The sequence below is a fragment of the Shewanella sp. M-Br genome, assembly GCF_036245925.1.
GTDB classification, from domain to species: domain Bacteria; phylum Pseudomonadota; class Gammaproteobacteria; order Enterobacterales; family Shewanellaceae; genus Shewanella; species Shewanella oncorhynchi.
This window is the reverse complement of the sequence record NZ_BJBV01000001.1, coordinates 350,568-366,948: the sequence shown is the minus strand read 5'-3', so window position 1 is coordinate 366,948 and position 16,381 is coordinate 350,568. Positions and strand designations below refer to the sequence as shown.

The 16,381-nt window shown below is 48.3% G+C and carries 6 protein-coding genes and 1 pseudogene; all 7 read left to right on the top strand.

All coding sequences use genetic code 11. From position 1 onward, the window contains the following. Positions 1 to 402: 402 nt before the first annotated feature. Positions 403 to 2,829, top strand: coding sequence for a 4-alpha-glucanotransferase (gene malQ / locus AAA952_RS01465; protein ID WP_338253767.1), 2,427 nt, complete (start codon positions 403 to 405; stop codon positions 2,827 to 2,829). 128 nt (positions 2,830 to 2,957) lie between these two features. After that, positions 2,958 to 5,189 (top strand): 1,4-alpha-glucan branching protein GlgB, encoded by a 2,232-nt coding sequence (gene glgB, locus AAA952_RS01460; protein ID WP_338253765.1) that lies wholly within the window; start codon positions 2,958 to 2,960, stop codon positions 5,187 to 5,189. A gap of 1 nt (position 5,190) precedes the next feature. Further along, positions 5,191 to 7,408 (top strand): annotated as a pseudogene (gene glgX / locus AAA952_RS01455) (glycogen debranching protein GlgX). After that, positions 7,401 to 9,935, top strand: coding sequence for a glycogen/starch/alpha-glucan phosphorylase (locus tag AAA952_RS01450; protein WP_212600350.1), 2,535 nt, complete (start codon positions 7,401 to 7,403; stop codon positions 9,933 to 9,935). The pseudogene glgX and the gene AAA952_RS01450 overlap by 8 nt, the downstream one beginning before the upstream one ends. 183 nt (positions 9,936 to 10,118) lie before the next feature. After that, positions 10,119 to 11,381: a glucose-1-phosphate adenylyltransferase gene (gene glgC, locus AAA952_RS01445; RefSeq protein ID WP_006085131.1), complete on the top strand. Its 1,263-nt coding sequence runs from the start codon at positions 10,119 to 10,121 to the stop codon at positions 11,379 to 11,381. A gap of 103 nt (positions 11,382 to 11,484) precedes the next feature. Then, a complete protein-coding gene (locus AAA952_RS01440) occupies positions 11,485 to 13,104 on the top strand; it encodes a glycogen synthase (protein ID WP_338253756.1) in 1,620 nt (539 codons plus the stop codon). Positions 13,105 to 13,232: 128 nt separating this feature from the next. Continuing rightward, a complete protein-coding gene (locus AAA952_RS01435) occupies positions 13,233 to 16,280 on the top strand; it encodes an EAL domain-containing protein (protein ID WP_338253754.1) in 3,048 nt (1,015 codons plus the stop codon). Positions 16,281 to 16,381: the final 101 nt, after the last annotated feature.

Below are 16,381 nucleotides of genomic sequence, written 5' to 3'. Positions count from 1 at the left end.
CTGTTCAAGTTATAAAACACAATTGATACAAAGTGTTGCACTGATATCTGTGGTTAATATGTCACCTGACGTATTTGTTAGTATTAGTCTGAACGCAATGACATAAAAATGACTTACGCTTGTCATGTTATTTCTATCCCTTTGCTCTTTACTTATTGCATGCTTTAGGAGCCATGCTTGCCCTCTTGCTGAACGCATGCCCCAATTTAGTGCATTCCACTCTTTATATCCTGATAGCTACTGAGCGCCAACTTAACTGAGTGCTTCTAGTAAGTTACTGATTTTTTGAAAAAGTTTTTTGTTATTTCTCTGAAATATTTATGTCATCTTCTTGTTACTTTTCGTTGGCATGGTTACTGTATATCTAAAGCTATGGATGAGCGGTCGCGGGGGCGACAAAATATGGGGCTGGAAAAGTTGCTGTATTTGCGGGGAGTTGGAGCAGAATTTACTGATTGTTTTGGCCAAAATATCCATATTTCCGAGGTAGACAGGCAAGGTATCTTGACCTGTATGTTACAGGAAAAAAACAGCGTGGCAGGGACTGCCATTGATGCTCCTGCTACAGAAGCGTTATCGAGTGATGCTGGGCTGACCTGTGTCGATGCGGTATTGACCGAAGCACTGATCGCGTCGCAAATTGATCTACTGGATGCCCGTCCTTGGACTCAGGTGCTACCTGAATTCCATTGGTGTTTTGTGGATGAACCTTGGATAAGCCTTTGTTTACCTGAAAGCTATACCTCAGATCTGAGTGTGGTGATTGAATGCGAACAGAGTGAGTCCATCGTATTTGATGTGCCGTTCTCGGCGCTTAAGTCCATTGGCGATTACCGCATTGAACAAACGCTTTATCTACGTTATCGCCTTGATCTTACGCAACTGGGATTCGCACGCCTCGATTTAGCTGAGGCCAAGCCCCAAGCTTTCCCTGACAACTTAATGCCCGCCGAGACTGAGGCGGTGAATTTAGCGTCCTATTTCCTGAGCAGCCAAGAGTTCACTAACAACCCTGCATTCACAAAAAACCAAGACTCATTTGCGCATGCAGCCGACAAAAATGCGAGTGATTTCTCTGTGTTAGGTTTGGGCTTTCATCGCATAGCCTTAAGCTTAAAACATACCCTATCGACAAGTACACAAGCGCCAAGCTCGGCGCTACAGAGCAGTGTGATGGCTGAGGCTGATACCAGCACTTTGTTTTCTGGCACCTTAATGGTGGCACCGCGGGCCGCTTATCAAGGCGTACTCACGGCTGTCACCCAAGGTAAACGCCATAAACCTTGGGGGATCAGCGTTCAACTCTACAGTTTGCGCAGTGAGAGCCAATGGGGCATTGGCGACTTTGGTGATTTAGAACAACTGATCGGACTGGTGGCGGCGCAGGGCGCGGATTTTATTCAACTCAATCCCTTGCATGCCCTCGATATCGCGGCGCCAGAGCATCCGAGTCCCTATAGTCCGTGCGATCGCCGCAGACTTAATCCTCTTTATATTCAATTACAAAGCGTTCCTGAATACCAAGCTCTTGCCACTGAATTTTTAAGCGCTACTTGGGTAGATGCTATCGCCTTACTGAATCGTGATAATTGGCTCGATTATCCAAAAGTCAGTGAGCTGAAATACCGTGCCTTTGAGCAGTTATATCGCGTTTTTTGTGATACGCATCTGGCGAACGACACGCCCAGAGCGCAAAGATTCCATGAGTTTGTACGTGAGCAGGGCAGTGGGCTACAAGAGTTTGCTCAAGCGGAATATTTACGTAGTCCTAAAGCGTTTGTGCAAGAGGAAGGTTTCTATCTTTACCTGCAATTTGTTGCTGAAAAGCAGTTACACCTCTGTCAGCTAAAAGCTAAAGAGGTGGGGATGGGGTTGGGATTGATCCGTGATTTGGCCGTTGGTGCAGCGCTGCACGGCAGTGAAGTGCAGGCCAATGCCGAGCAGTTTTGTTTGAATGCCAGCATAGGTGCACCGCCCGATCCCTTTGCACCCCAAGGACAAAATTGGGGTTTAACGCCACTCGATCCGGTGAAGTTAAAACAACATCATTTCAGCCATTTTATCGCCTTGATCCGAGCCAATATGGAAAGCTGTGGTGCCTTGCGTATCGATCATGTGATGGGCTTACTGCGACTCTGGTGGTGGCCGCTGGATAAGCAACTCGGTCACGGTGCCTATGTGTATTATCCCGTCGAAACCTTGCTTGCCATCGTTTGCCTTGAGAGCCAACGTGCTCGCTGTGTGGTGATTGGCGAAGATTTAGGACTGGTGCCACCTGACATTATTCATCGTCTCTACACTTCTGGCATTTATTCCAACGAGTTGTTCTATTTCTGCAAAGACCATCAAGGCTTTAAATCACCGGATCAATATAAGTCCCAAAGCTTAATGATGCTGGCGAACCACGATGTGCCGACTTTAGTCGCTTGGTGGTGTGGCAGTGATTTACACCTGCGTCGACAGTTATCCCTGTTTGAAACTGACGAGCAGCTAGGCGAGGCGCTCGCGGGGCGTGAACATGAAAAGCAGCAACTCATTTCACTGTTAGTCGCTCAAGGTCTGTTAGCCGAGGTGGCGATAGCCGAACTCGATATTCAAACCTTGCTCACGGCTTGGATGATCTTAGGAGCTCGCGGTAATAGTGCGCTATACAGCGTGCAACTGTGCGATCTATTAGCCGATCGCCATGCGGTGAACATTCCCGGTACTTGGCTCGAATATCCAAATTGGCAGCGTCGCCTGCCGCTGAATTTAATGCAAGTGTCGACTTCGCCAGAGATACTGCAGCGATTACAAAATATCGCTGTGGCGAGACAGCTACCGAGCTAAATCTAGCACCAGCGAAAGGCTGCCTAAGTCGCACCACATTATGCCATCCCTAAAGATTAGATTATTAGGGGGGATGTGGGTAAAGAGTGCCAATTTGCAAGTTTAATTGACTGATAAACGGAAGAAAAATGATGACTCAAGCCAATGCCTATTTCTACGATGGTGCCGACGTCGCCCTACTTAATGGTCAATACACTGATGTTTTTTCGCTCTTGGGTATGCACAGTGCCAACGAGGGTAAGGCATTAATTGTTCGTTGTTTTTTTCGCAATGCCCTCAGTGTGGATGTGATCAGCATTAAAGATGGCCGCAAAGTGGCGAGTCTGGACAAGGTCAACGAGCAGGGACTGTTCGCCGGCACTTTGGGACGACGCGTCAAACCGTTTCTCTATTTGCTGCGGGTAGAATATCCCCTGTGTCAGTTAGATATAGTCGACCCTTATCAGTTTGATTCATTGCTTAATAGTGACGATATTTACCTGTTTGGTGAAGGCAGCGCCGAGCGCGCCTATGAATTTTTAGGCGCCAACTGGCGTCAGACTCAAGGCGTTGAAGGTGTGCATTTTTGTGTGTGGGCACCCAATGCCAAACGGGTTTCTGTGGTGGGGGATTTCAACCATTGGGACGATACTCGCCATGTAATGCGCCAACATCTTGCCAATGGTTTGTGGGAGCTATTTCTGCCTAATGTGGTTGAAGGCGCCCACTATAAGTTTGATTTGGTTTATCAAAATGGTGAGCGCCATACTAAATCCGATCCTATGGCAACCCAAATGGAATGCGCGCCCCATAATGCTTCTATCGTGCCCCCAAAAGCCCATCACAGTTGGAATGATACCGCTTGGATGAGTAAACGCGCGGCGACTGCTTGGCATAAAGCGCCCATGTCGGCCTACGAAGTGCACTTAGGTTCGTGGCGTCGTAAGGGAGAGCAAGGCGAGCAATATCTTGATTATCAAGACTTGATTGAACAGCTTATTCCCTATGTGAAGGAGCAAGGTTTTACCCACATTGAACTGATGCCGATCAGCGAGTTTCCCTTTGATGGTTCGTGGGGATATCAGCCTGTGGGTCTCTATGCACCGACCCACAGATTTGGCGATGCCAATGGGTTAAAAGCCTTTGTGGATGCCTGCCATCAGGCGGGAATTGGAATCATCCTCGATTGGGTGTCGGCGCATTTTCCTAAGGATCCCCACGGCTTAGTGCGTTTCGATGGCACTTGTTTGTATGAGCATGAAGATCCTCGCAAGGGCACACATCCCGATTGGGATACCTTGATTTATAACTATGATCGCGGTGAAGTGCGCAGTTTCTTGTTGAGTAATGCCTGTTACTGGCTGCGGGAGTTTCATTTCGATGGCCTGCGTCTCGATGCCGTGTCTTCTATGTTGTACCTCGATTACAGCCGCGAGCCGGGCCAATGGCTGCCCAATGCCTATGGTGGACGGGAGAATCTTGAGGCCATTAGTTTCTTACAAATTTTGAATCAACGCCTGTACCAAGCTTTCCCCGGCATTTGCATGATTGCCGAAGAGTCCACCGCTTTTGCGGGGGTGACTAAGCCGACGGATCAGCAAGGTCTCGGCTTTGGCTTTAAATGGAATATGGGCTGGATGAACGACAGCTTAAGCTACTTAGGCCGAGATCCGCTTTACCGCCAATTCCACCATCATCAATTGACCTTCAGTTTGATGTACGCCTATACCGAGCAATTTATGTTGTCCGTGAGTCACGATGAAGTGGTCCACGGCAAGGGCTCGTTGCTACATAAAATTCCCGGTGACGATTGGCAGAAATTTGCGACCCTGCGTGCTTATTTCGGTTTTATGTGGGGGCATCCCGGTAAGAAATTACTCTTTATGGGCTGCGAGTTTGGTCAGCGAAATGAGTGGAACCATAACCAGAGTTTAGATTGGCACTTATTGGCCTATGAACCGCACCAAGGTGTGCAACGTTGGCTTAAAGATCTCAATCACTTGTATCAAGCCATGCCTGCTTTATCGGTTCAGGATTACGAGGGGGCAGGATTCAGTTGGCTAGATTGTGAAAATAGCCGCGATAGCATCTTTACCTTTGTGCGTTACGGGTTAGCGGGTGATGCGCCGTTAGTGTTTGTCATCAACATGACGCCCCAATTGCACACTGGATTCCGTATTGGTTTGCCCTTGGCGGGGGATTACCGCGAATACCTGAATAGCGATAGCCAGATTTATGGTGGCAGTAACCAAGGTAATGCGGGCACTGTCGTTGCTGAGTCGCTGCCGTGGCAGGGCATGGCGCAGAGCGCGCTGATCACTGTGCCGCCCTTGGGTTGCCTAGTGATAGGGCCTGCAACTGGATTGGCTGAGGCGAACTAGTATGCAAAAGCCCACAGCTGATGATATCAAGCTCAACCCTGACGTTAAACATAACCCTTCTCAAAGTGAAAAATGGGCCTTGGGCGCAGGTGAGCCTTTTCCGCTCGGTGCGAGTGTTGAGGGCGATGGCGTCAACTTTGCGTTATTTTCAGCTAACGCGACAGCGGTCGAGTTATGCCTATTTGACGACAATGGCGAGCAAGAAATCGCGCGGATTGCGTTAACTGAGCAAACCCAGCAAATCTGGCATGTGTTTGTGCATGGGCTCAAGGCGGGGCAACTCTACGGCTATCGCGTTTATGGCTCCTATGAGCCTCAGCTTGGCCATAGATTTAACCCCAATAAATTATTGCTCGACCCCTATGCCCGCCAGCTGGTCGGTGAATATCGCGACCATGAGTCTAACTATGGTTACGAGCTGAATCATAAGGATGAAGACTTATCTTTCAGTAAGTTAGATAACGCTGCCTATGTGCCAAAATGTAAAGTCGTAGACATTCGTCCATTAATCGACATCGCCGCTAAGCAGTCGATTCAGCCCCTTGCGACTAGGTTTCAGCCCAAACCTCTAGAGCGCAGTATCATTTATGAGATGCACGTTAAAGGCTTTACGGCGGTGCATCCTGAGATTGAACCCCATAAACGTGCCACCTTTGCGGGCTTAGCGACTCAGCCTGCTATCGATTATTTGGCCGAACTTGGGGTGACGTGTGTCGAGTTACTTCCTGTACAGGCCTTTTTCACTGAGCCCTTTTTGCTCGAGAAAAAGCTCACTAACTATTGGGGTTACAACAGTATCGGCTTTTTTGCCCCTGAGCCGAGTTATCTGTCATCCGACGATATTGGTGAGTTTCGGGCCATGGTGGATGCACTTCACGGCGCAGGTATCGAAGTGATCCTCGATGTGGTCTATAACCACAGCGCCGAGGGGAGTCGACTTGGGCCGACCTTTAGTTTTCGTGGCATAGATAATCTCAGTTATTACCGCCTGCATCCTAACGATAAGCGTTTTTATATTAATGATACGGGTTGTGGAAACACCTTAAATATCAATCATCCACGCATGTTACAGCTAGTGCTGGATTCGCTGCGTTACTGGGTAGAAATCATGGGTGTCGATGGGTTTCGCTTCGACTTGGCGGCTTGCTTAGGTCGCGAGGCTTATGGTTTTGATCCCGGCTCAGGTTTCTTCGATGCGCTGTTGCAAGACCCTGTTTTGTGCCGAGTGAAATTGATTGCTGAGCCTTGGGATATTGGCCCCGGTGGTTATCAATTGGGCAATTTTCCCGTGGCTTTTAGCGAATGGAATGACAGATATAGAGACACTATGCGCCGCTTTTGGCGCGGCGATCACAGCATGTTGCCCGAATTTGCTCGGCGTTTTCACGGCTCGGGGGATTTTTTTTGAGCACAGTGGCCGTCCACCTGCGACCAGTCTTAATTTTTTAACCAGTCACGACGGTTTTACTCTTAAAGACTTAGTGAGTTATACCCAGCGCCATAACTTGGCAAATGGGGAGGATAACCGCGATGGTCACCAAGAAAACTTCAGCCATCATTATGGGATTGAAGGGGAAACCGAAGATAGCTCAATTCTAGAACTTCGCAGTCGTCAACAACGTAACTTATTGACTACGCTATTTTTATCTCAAGGTGTGCCTATGTTGTTGAGCGGTGATGAGACAGGCCGCACTCAGCAAGGCAACAATAATGCCTATTGCCAAGACAATGAACTGAACTGGTTTGATTGGTCGGCAAAGGGCATGGACACTGAGCTGTTGGCCTTTACTCAACAGCTTATCGCCCTGCGCAAACGTTTCCCGCTGTTATGTGCTAAGCGCTTCATTCACGAACAGTTATTGGCTGAATCCTTAGCCGATATTGGTACTCGATTAGATTGGTTTAGTCGCCAAGGTGAACAAATGACCAAGAGCTTGTGGACCGAATCTATGTGCCGCAGTTTGTCTGTGGTGCTTTCCGGTGATTTAGAAGATCAAGGCAAGCAGCAAGCTTTGCTGTTGATGGTTAATGCCGACGACAATCCTCTCGCTTTTACCCTACCGACTTTCGAGCACTTGAGTCCGTGGCAATGCCTTATTCATACCCAAACTGAGCCGCCGGATGTTCAGATCTCTGCGACGCGATACTTACTGCAAGATCGTAGTCTCATGCTTTTTCATGCTGATTTTATAGGAAATGAAGGAATTAACTATGAGTGACAAAAGCGAGCTGAGCCCCAATACCAGCGAAAAACCAGTAACACTAGCTCAGTCAAAAGCCGCGAGCAAGAAAGCTCCCGCTAAACGTCAGACTAAGTCTAAAGCCGCTGAGCCCTGTGAACCCTGCGATGCTTTGCCCGCTTCTTTTGAGCGCCATTTACGTTATGGACTCAGCCGTGGCGAAGGCGTGAGCTGCGAATTATTTCAAGCGTTAGCATACAGCGTGAAAGAACAGATGCTAGATAATTGGCGTCAGACTCGAGTGGATGACAGCCATTTTAAGCGCAAGCAAGTGGCGTATTTATCCCTCGAATTTTTGATGGGCCGGGCGCTAGGTAATGCACTACTGAGTTTAGATTTGCAACAAGATAGCCGTGATGCCTTGAGCAACTATGCGGTATCGTTAGAAGAGTTAGAAGAGGCCGAACATGATGCTGGTTTAGGCAACGGCGGCCTAGGTCGATTAGCCGCGTGTTTCCTCGATAGCTGCGCCAGCATGGACTTATCAGTGACGGGTTATGGCATACGTTACGAATATGGCATGTTCGCCCAGAAGATAGTCGACGGTTACCAAGTTGAACGCCCTGACCGTTGGTTGCGCGAAGGTAATCCGTGGGAAGTGCGTGTCCCTACCCACAACGTAATAGTGCCATTTTTTGGCCATACCGAATCCTATGTCGATAAACAAGGCCGTAGGCACATTATTTGGGTTGAAACCCAAGATGTGCTCGCCGTCGCCTATGACATGCCAGTTCCTGGTTATCGCAATGGGCGGGTAAATACCTTGAGATTGTGGAAGGCTGAAGCGACCGATGATTTTGATTTAGCTGAGTTTAATCAAGGCGACTACACAGAAGCCGTGGCCCGTAAAAACTTGGCCGAGCAGATCACTATGGTACTCTATCCAAATGATGCGAGCGAGAACGGCAAAGAGCTGCGATTACGTCAGCAATACTTTTTATCCTCCGCTAGCTTGCAGGATTTACTCAAACGTTGGGTGAGTCGTCATGGTCATGATTTTACGCAGTTTGCCGCTAAAAATGTCATGCAGTTGAATGACACTCACCCTAGCATTGCCGTGCCTGAGTTGATGCGGTTATTGATCGACGAATACGGTTTGGAATGGGACAGTGCGTGGGCGATTACCAGCCAGACCATGGCTTACACTAACCATACCCTGTTGCCTGAAGCACTAGAGCGTTGGCCCGTGCGTATGATGGCGCAAATGTTGCCACGCATCTTAGAAATCATTTATGAAATCAACGCCCGTTACTTAGATATAGTCGCCCACCATTGGCCTGGAAATAGTGAGAAATTGGCGAGTATGTCAATTATTCAAGATGGCCCACATCCCCATGTACGTATGGCGTATTTGGCGATTGTGGCGAGTTTCTCGGTCAACGGTGTCGCGGGTTTACACACGCAACTACTCAAATCTGGGTTGTTTAAGGATTTCTATGAGTTGTGGCCGCATAAGTTTAATAACCGTACCAATGGTGTGACGCCAAGGCGTTGGCTTGCCCATTGTAACCCTGCCTTAGCTAAGTTACTGACTGCCCATTTAGGTCAAGAATGGGTGACAGACTTAAGCCAGTTAACGGCGCTCAATGCCCTCACACAGGACAATGCGTTTATCCAAAAATGGCGTGATGTGAAGCAAGCCAACAAGGCTTTGCTGGCTAAGATGATTGTTAAGGAATGTGGGGTTGAGTTCGATCCGGCGATGCTGTTTGACGTGCAAGTGAAGCGTATTCACGAATATAAACGTCAGTTACTCAATATCTTGCATGTGATTCATCTCTATCACCAGATCCAGCAAGGCCACACCGAAAACATGGTGCCACGTTGTGTATTGATCGGCGGTAAAGCGGCGCCCGGTTACTTTATGGCTAAGTTGATCATCAAGCTCGCCAGCAATGTTGCTCATATGGTCAATTCCGATCCTATGGTGACGCCTTACCTACGCTTTGCTTTCTTACCAAACTACAACGTCAGCGCCATGGAAAAAATCTGTCCGGGGACTGATTTGTCCGAGCAAATTTCAACCGCGGGCAAAGAGGCATCGGGCACGGGCAATATGAAGTTCATGATGAACGGCGCCCTGACAATCGGCACTATGGATGGCGCCAATATCGAGATGTTAGAGGAAGTAGGTTCAGAGAACTTCTTCCTGTTCGGACTCAATGCGGAGCAGGTCTCGCAGGTACGTAGTCACTATCATCCACGCAGCATTATTGACGATTCACCGGCGTTATCTGAGGTGATGAAGTTACTCAAAAGTGGTCATTTCAATCTGCTGGAGCCGGGGATTTTCGATCCCATTATTGCCGCCATCGAAAGCAGCGACGATCAATGGATGACGGCCGCCGACTTTGACAGTTACCGAGTCGTGCAAGAAGCCGTGGCGCGGGCCTATAAAGATCCGCAGGTGTGGACGCAGATGAGTATTCGCAATACCGCCGCCAGTGGACGTTTTTCGAGTGATGTGACGATCGCGGGTTATCGCGATGAAATTTGGAAACTGTAAGGGCTGGGCTCTGGGTTATAAGTCTTGTTATAGCGGTTGAGTATAAGTGTTTGAAAGGAGTGCAGTAATCAATGGAAGGAATGGGGAATGCAAGTGAGAAATACTCAGGGGAGTACGGCAGTATCTGCCGTATCGATAAGCCATTTATGGGCAATCAGTTTGCCGATTTCGGAGTAAGAGCCTATGTCTAATGTTCGTTATATCAGTAATTTAACTCGTGAAACCTATGCGTTGATTTTAGCTGGTGGGCGCGGGTCTCGCTTGCATGAACTCACGGATTGGCGTGCTAAACCTGCACTGTATTTCGGTGGTAAGTTTCGTATTATCGATTTCCCGCTCTCAAATTGTATTAACTCGGGTATTCGTCGTGTCGGGGTTGTGACTCAGTACAAGTCGCATTCCTTGATCCGCCATGTGATGCGCGGTTGGGGCCATTTTAAGAAAGAGTTAGGCGAGTCGGTGGAGATTTTACCCGCTTCACAACGCTATTCGGAAAACTGGTACCAAGGCACGGCCGATGCGGTATTTCAAAATATCGATATCATTCGCCACGAGCTGCCTAAATACGTGATGGTGTTGTCTGGCGATCACGTGTATCGCATGGATTATGCGGGGTTATTAGCCGCCCATGCCGAGTCGGGCGCAGACATGACAGTCTCATGCCTTGAAGTGCCGATTGCCGAAGCGGCGGGTTCGTTTGGGGTGATGGAAGTCGACGAAGAGATGCGCATTTTAGGCTTTGAAGAAAAGCCGCTGCAGCCTAAGCATTCTCCGGGTAATCCTGAAATGTGTTTAGCATCTATGGGCAACTATGTGTTTAACACAGAGTTTTTGTTTGACCAACTCAAGAAAGATGCCCTAAACGAAAGCTCAGACCGCGATTTTGGTAAGGATATTATTCCTGCGATCATCGAAAAACATAATGTGTTCGCCTATCCCTTTAAGAGCGCTTTCCCGAACGAGCAAGCCTATTGGCGCGATGTGGGGACGCTAGACTCTTTCTGGCAAGCGAATATGGAGCTGTTATCGCCCACGCCAGCACTGAATTTGTACGATGCCAAATGGCCAATTTGGACTTTCCAAGAACAATTGCCGCCCGCTAAATTTGTGTTTGATGACGATGACAGACGCGGTATGGCGTTGGACTCGATTGTTTCGGGCGGTTGTATTATTTCGGGTGCGACAGTGCGCCGTAGCGTATTGTTTAACGAAGTGCGCGTTTGTTCTTATTCGTTGGTTGAAGATTCAGTAGTGCTACCCGATGTAGTCGTGCTGCGCCATTGCAAAATCAAGAATGCGATACTTGACCGTGGCTGCATTATTCCCGAAGGCATGGTAATAGGTTATAACCATGATCACGACAGAGCTAAAGGCTTTAGGGTGTCGGAAAAAGGCGTGACTTTAGTGACCCGTGACATGCTAGGTTTGCCTGTAGGCTATGAATAGTGATTTGAGCATTAAAGTAAATTGATCATTAAAGTAAAAATGGCTTAGGTATAGGCAGCTTAATAAAAGCTGCACAGTTGAAGTAGCGGGAGTATCCAATTAATTGAAACAACGCATTTTGATGGTCGCGGCTGAAAACGGTGCCCTTGCGGGCGCCAAGGTTGGCGGTATGGCGGATGTCATCCGTGATTTACCCGCCGCTCTGGCGGGTGTTGATTTGTGCGCCGATGTGATCATGCCAAGCTATGGCTTTTTAACTGCGGTAGCGAATCAACCCCAAGATCTGGGTGAGTTAACTGTGGCCTTTGGTGGCCGATTGGAGCGGGTGCATGTGTTTTCCATGCCCCATCCCCATGTGCCAGAGGCGATGATTTATCTGCTCGAACATGCATTATGGCAATCCGTACCTGGGCAGATTTATAGCCAAGGCAGTGCCGAGCGTCCTTTCGCCGACGATGCGACTAAGTTTGCTTTTCTTTGCGCGAGCGTCGCGACAGCATTAGTTACTGGCCGAGTGCCTATGCCGGCTGTGCTGCATTTACATGACTGGCATGCTGGCTGCTTAGCCATGTTAAGAGCATTCGTGCCTGAGTTCAGTGCACTCAAAGACATTGAGTGTGTGTTCTCTATCCACAATCTTGCGCTGCAGGGGATACGTCCCTTAAGCCAAGATTCATCCTCTTTTGCGGCTTGGTTTCCCGAGCTGTTTGCCACTTTGACGCAGGGGCAAAAACAGCTGATCACCGATCCCCGTTATCCCTACTGTGTTAACCCTATGCGCATGGGCATAGTGCTGAGCGACAAAGTGCATTTAGTCTCACCCAGTTATGCCAAAGAAGTGTTGCAGCCCTCCAGACCCGAAGCGGGATTTTTTGGTGGTGAAGGGTTAGAGCAAGACTTACAGGCCAAGGCCAATGACGGCAAAGTGGTGGGGATTTTAAATGGCTGTGTATATTCGTCAGTATCGGATTTACCCGCTAAGCCACCTGCGCGTATTCAAGTACCCGAGTTCAAGCAATTGCTCAGTGCGATTGAAACTGCGTTAGTGCAATGGCAGGGGCATCAAACGCAAGTGAGTGGCGTGGACATGATCGCTTTTGCCCGCACCCAAGCCCATTGGCGTCAAGCAATGGCGGAGCAAGTACCGAGTCTGCTATTGACTTCGGTGGGCCGCTTGACCGATCAAAAAGTCTTACTGCTGCGCCATCAATTGTCCTCGGGTTTATCTGTGCTTGAGACCTTACTTAAAGCATTGAAGCAGACAAAACCGACGGCGCTGCTGATTTTACTCGGCAGTGGCGACGCATCGATTGCTAAGTCTTTTCAAGCGTTAGGGGCTAAATACGATAACCTATTATTTTTGCAAGGATACAACGAGGCGTTATCCGAAGCGCTGTATCAGCATGGCGATCTGTTTTTGATGCCAAGTTCCTTTGAGCCCTGTGGCATCAGTCAAATGTTGGCCATGCGCGAGGGACAGCCATGTTTAGTGCATAGTGTAGGCGGTTTAAAGGATACCGTTGAGGATGGCGTTAATGGTTTTGCTTTTAACGGCAATAGCTTAAATGAGCAAGCCGAAGCGTTTTTGCAAAGGTTGGTGCAAGCCATTGCTTGTTTCGAGGGAAAAACATGGCCACAAGTGCGTGCTGCGGCCATGGCACAGCGTTTTGACTGGCATTCTATTGCAGAGCAATATCGTCAACAACTCTATTGCAAAATGTAATGTGGTAAGTCCAAAGTGTGATGCGGCAAAGGGAATTAACGCATGATTTCTAAGTGATTCTGCTACACTTGTGGGGGAATGTTAAAATGGTATCAAGCCCCCTCATTTTTGGAGTCACTCTCTGAGTTATGGATAAAGGTATTCTCTTTCCGTTAGTACAAAATGCGGCTTTATTGCTGGCGTTGGTATTTTTGTACGACGTGATCCCTAAAAAACACCAGCGGCAGTATTTTTTACTGTGGCGCATCATTATTGGGATGCTGATTGGTGGCATTGGTATCACTATTATGAGTACGCCTTGGGTATATTTGCCTGGCGTTTTCTTTGATACCCGTTCGGTTATTCTCTGTATTTCTGGTCTATTTTTCGGTGGTTTACCGACCTTGGTTGCTGTCGTGATGACGGCGCTGTATCGCATCAGTATCGGTGGCGCTGGTATATGGATTGGCGTCGGCGTGATAGTGTCATCCGGTTTAATCGGGGTGATCTGGCGTCAATATCGTAAGTCTCTGTTAGCCAATATTTCAGGTGGAGAAATTTTTCTCTTCGCCTATGCAGTCCATATCGTGATGTTGTTGTGGTTCGTATTTTTACCCAATGGCATCGGAATGCCCTTACTTGAACAAGTCACCTTACCTGTGCTCACCATTTTCCCCATTGCGACTTGGCTACTGAGCCGCCTGTTGTCACGGCGTTTTGAGTTAGAACGTGATGAACAAATTCGCCTGCAGGACGATTTCCTATTTCGCAGCCAATTCAACGCGGGCAACATTGGTATTGCGATAACGGGGATTGACCAAAAGTGGATAAAGGTGAATCCACGTTTATGCCAAATGCTCAAATATTCAGAGGCTGAATTGCTGCGGATGACGTGGGCGCAAATCACCCATCCCGATGATTTAGAAACCGATGCGCTGAAATTTGAGCTCATGCTGCAAGGCGATATCGATAATTACGAGATGGATAAGCGTTTTATCGTTAAAGACGGCAGCGTGGTTTACACCCATATGACAGTCGCCTGCAAACGGGGGGGCAATAACGCCGTGTTGCTTGTTATTGCTGGATATTTAGATATTACTGCCCAAGCCTTTGCCGACCAAGAGGTACTTGCTAGTCGTGAGCAACTCGAACTGGTGCTGAGCAGTAGCGATCTTGGGGTATGGGATTGGGATATTCGTCATGATCGTATCGAACGTAACGCCCGCAGCGCCGATATTCTCGGCTGCGATGTGGATATGCTCAACGCCAACAGTCGCCAATGGATGGACGCGATTGTCGCCGAAGATAGGCCTAAAGTGTTGCATTCGATTGAGGCCCATATTCGCGGCGAAACGGCGCAGCATAAGATGGAATATCGTCTAAATACACTCAATCGCAAAGTACGCTGGATTTTAGACACGGGCAAAGTGGTGAGCCGTGACGCCAATGATAATGCTCTGCGGATGTGCGGAACCTATACCGATATTACCGACGCAAAACTAATCGAAGAATCATTGAAATTGTCGGCGCTGGTATACGACAACAGCTCAGAAGCTATGAGTGTACTCGATGAAAAGGGCGTGATCATTACCGTCAACGCCGCCTTTAGCGTGATGACCGGCTATCGCGAATTTGAAGTGCGGGACCAACATATTCGGCTGCTTTATTGTGACCTTAATGGCCGTGATTTTTACACCAAAATGAATAATGAAATCCGCGAGAAAGGCCAATGGCAGGGGGAAATGTGGCAGCGGCGCAAAAATGGCGAGGAATATGTCATCTGGTTAACCATCAATACGATTAATGATAAAGAAGGCCATCCCTATCGACGTGTTGCCCTGTTCTCAGACATTACCGATAAGAAGCAAAATGAACATCTGATTTGGAAACAGGCTAACTACGATACGCTGACGGGGTTGCCTAATCGGCGCATGTTGTTGGAGTATTTAAGCAGTGAAGTGAAAAATGCCGACCGCAATCGCAACCACTTTGCCTTATTGTTCTTGGATTTAGATTTCTTTAAAGAAGTGAATGACACCTTAGGCCATGCCATGGGCGATTTACTGCTGATAGAAACCGCGAGTCGTTTGAAATCCTGTGTGCGTGATGCCGACGTCGTGGCGCGTCTTGGCGGCGATGAATTTACTGTGGTGTTAAGTTCGATGGAAGACCATAAGGGGATTGAGCGCGTCGCCGAGAATATTTTGCGACGAATTGCCGAACCCTATGTGTTAGGGGAAGAAACCGCTTATATCAGCGTCAGTATTGGGATTACTTTATATCCCGATGATTCGACCAGTATTGAAGGGCTTCTCAAGCATGCGGATCAGGCGATGTATGCGGCGAAAGATCAAGGGCGTAATCGCTTCAACTATTTCACCCCATCGATGCAGGAATACGCCAAATACCGCATGCGCTTGATCCAAGACTTACGTCAAGCGGTCGTGAATAAAGAATTTGAACTGCATTATCAGCCGATTGTTGCCTTAGCAACGGGTGAAGTGACCAAGGCTGAAGCCTTGATCCGCTGGCATCATGCAGAGCGTGGTGCTGTGTCGCCTGCAGAGTTTATTCCTGTTGCGGAAGACACCGGCTTGATTGTTGAAATCGGCAATTGGGTGTTCGAGCAAGCCGCTCGCCAGAGTGCGGCGTGGCGTCATGAATTAGGGGTTGAAATCCAAATCAGCGTCAATAAATCCCCAATCCAATTTCGTGATGAAGGCACGCTGCTCAATGATTGGTTGAAGTTATTGCAAGATCTTAATATTACAGGCGCGGGCGTGTGCGTTGAAATTACCGAAGGCTTGTTATTGGATGCCAGTATGGGTGTAACCGAAAAACTACTGGCCTACCGCGATGCGGGTGTGCAAGTGTCGCTGGACGATTTTGGTACTGGCTATTCGTCACTTGCCTATTTGAAAAAGTTTGACATTGATTATCTTAAAATTGATCAATCTTTTACCCGCCATATCGATACCGATTCAAACGATCAAATTCTCTGCGAGGCGATTATCGTGATGGCCCACAAGTTGGGAATGAAGGTGATTGCCGAAGGTGTCGAAACCGATGCGCAGTGCCAAGTGTTGTTGGCTGCAGGCTGTGACTACGGCCAAGGTTACTTGTTCTCAAGACCTGTGCCTTCGGGTGAATTTAGCCAAAAATACTTACAGGATCCGCTTTTAGTCTCCCATGTCTGAGGAGATATTAACTTAGTGGCGATAATTGCCTATAAAAACGCCGCGGATTTTGCTAGACTCCGCGGCCCCGCGTTGGGGCATTGAGTATCACCTCGCATCAA

Coding starts and splice junctions, on each gene's coding strand:
- malQ (WP_338253767.1), top strand. CDS start 403: ATGGGGCTGGAAAAGTTGCTGTATTTGCGGGGAGTTGGAGCAGAATTT.
- glgB (WP_338253765.1), top strand. CDS start 2,958: ATGATGACTCAAGCCAATGCCTATTTCTACGATGGTGCCGACGTCGCC.
- AAA952_RS01450 (WP_212600350.1), top strand. CDS start 7,401: ATGAGTGACAAAAGCGAGCTGAGCCCCAATACCAGCGAAAAACCAGTA.
- glgC (WP_006085131.1), top strand. CDS start 10,119: ATGTCTAATGTTCGTTATATCAGTAATTTAACTCGTGAAACCTATGCG.
- AAA952_RS01435 (WP_338253754.1), top strand. CDS start 13,233: ATGGATAAAGGTATTCTCTTTCCGTTAGTACAAAATGCGGCTTTATTG.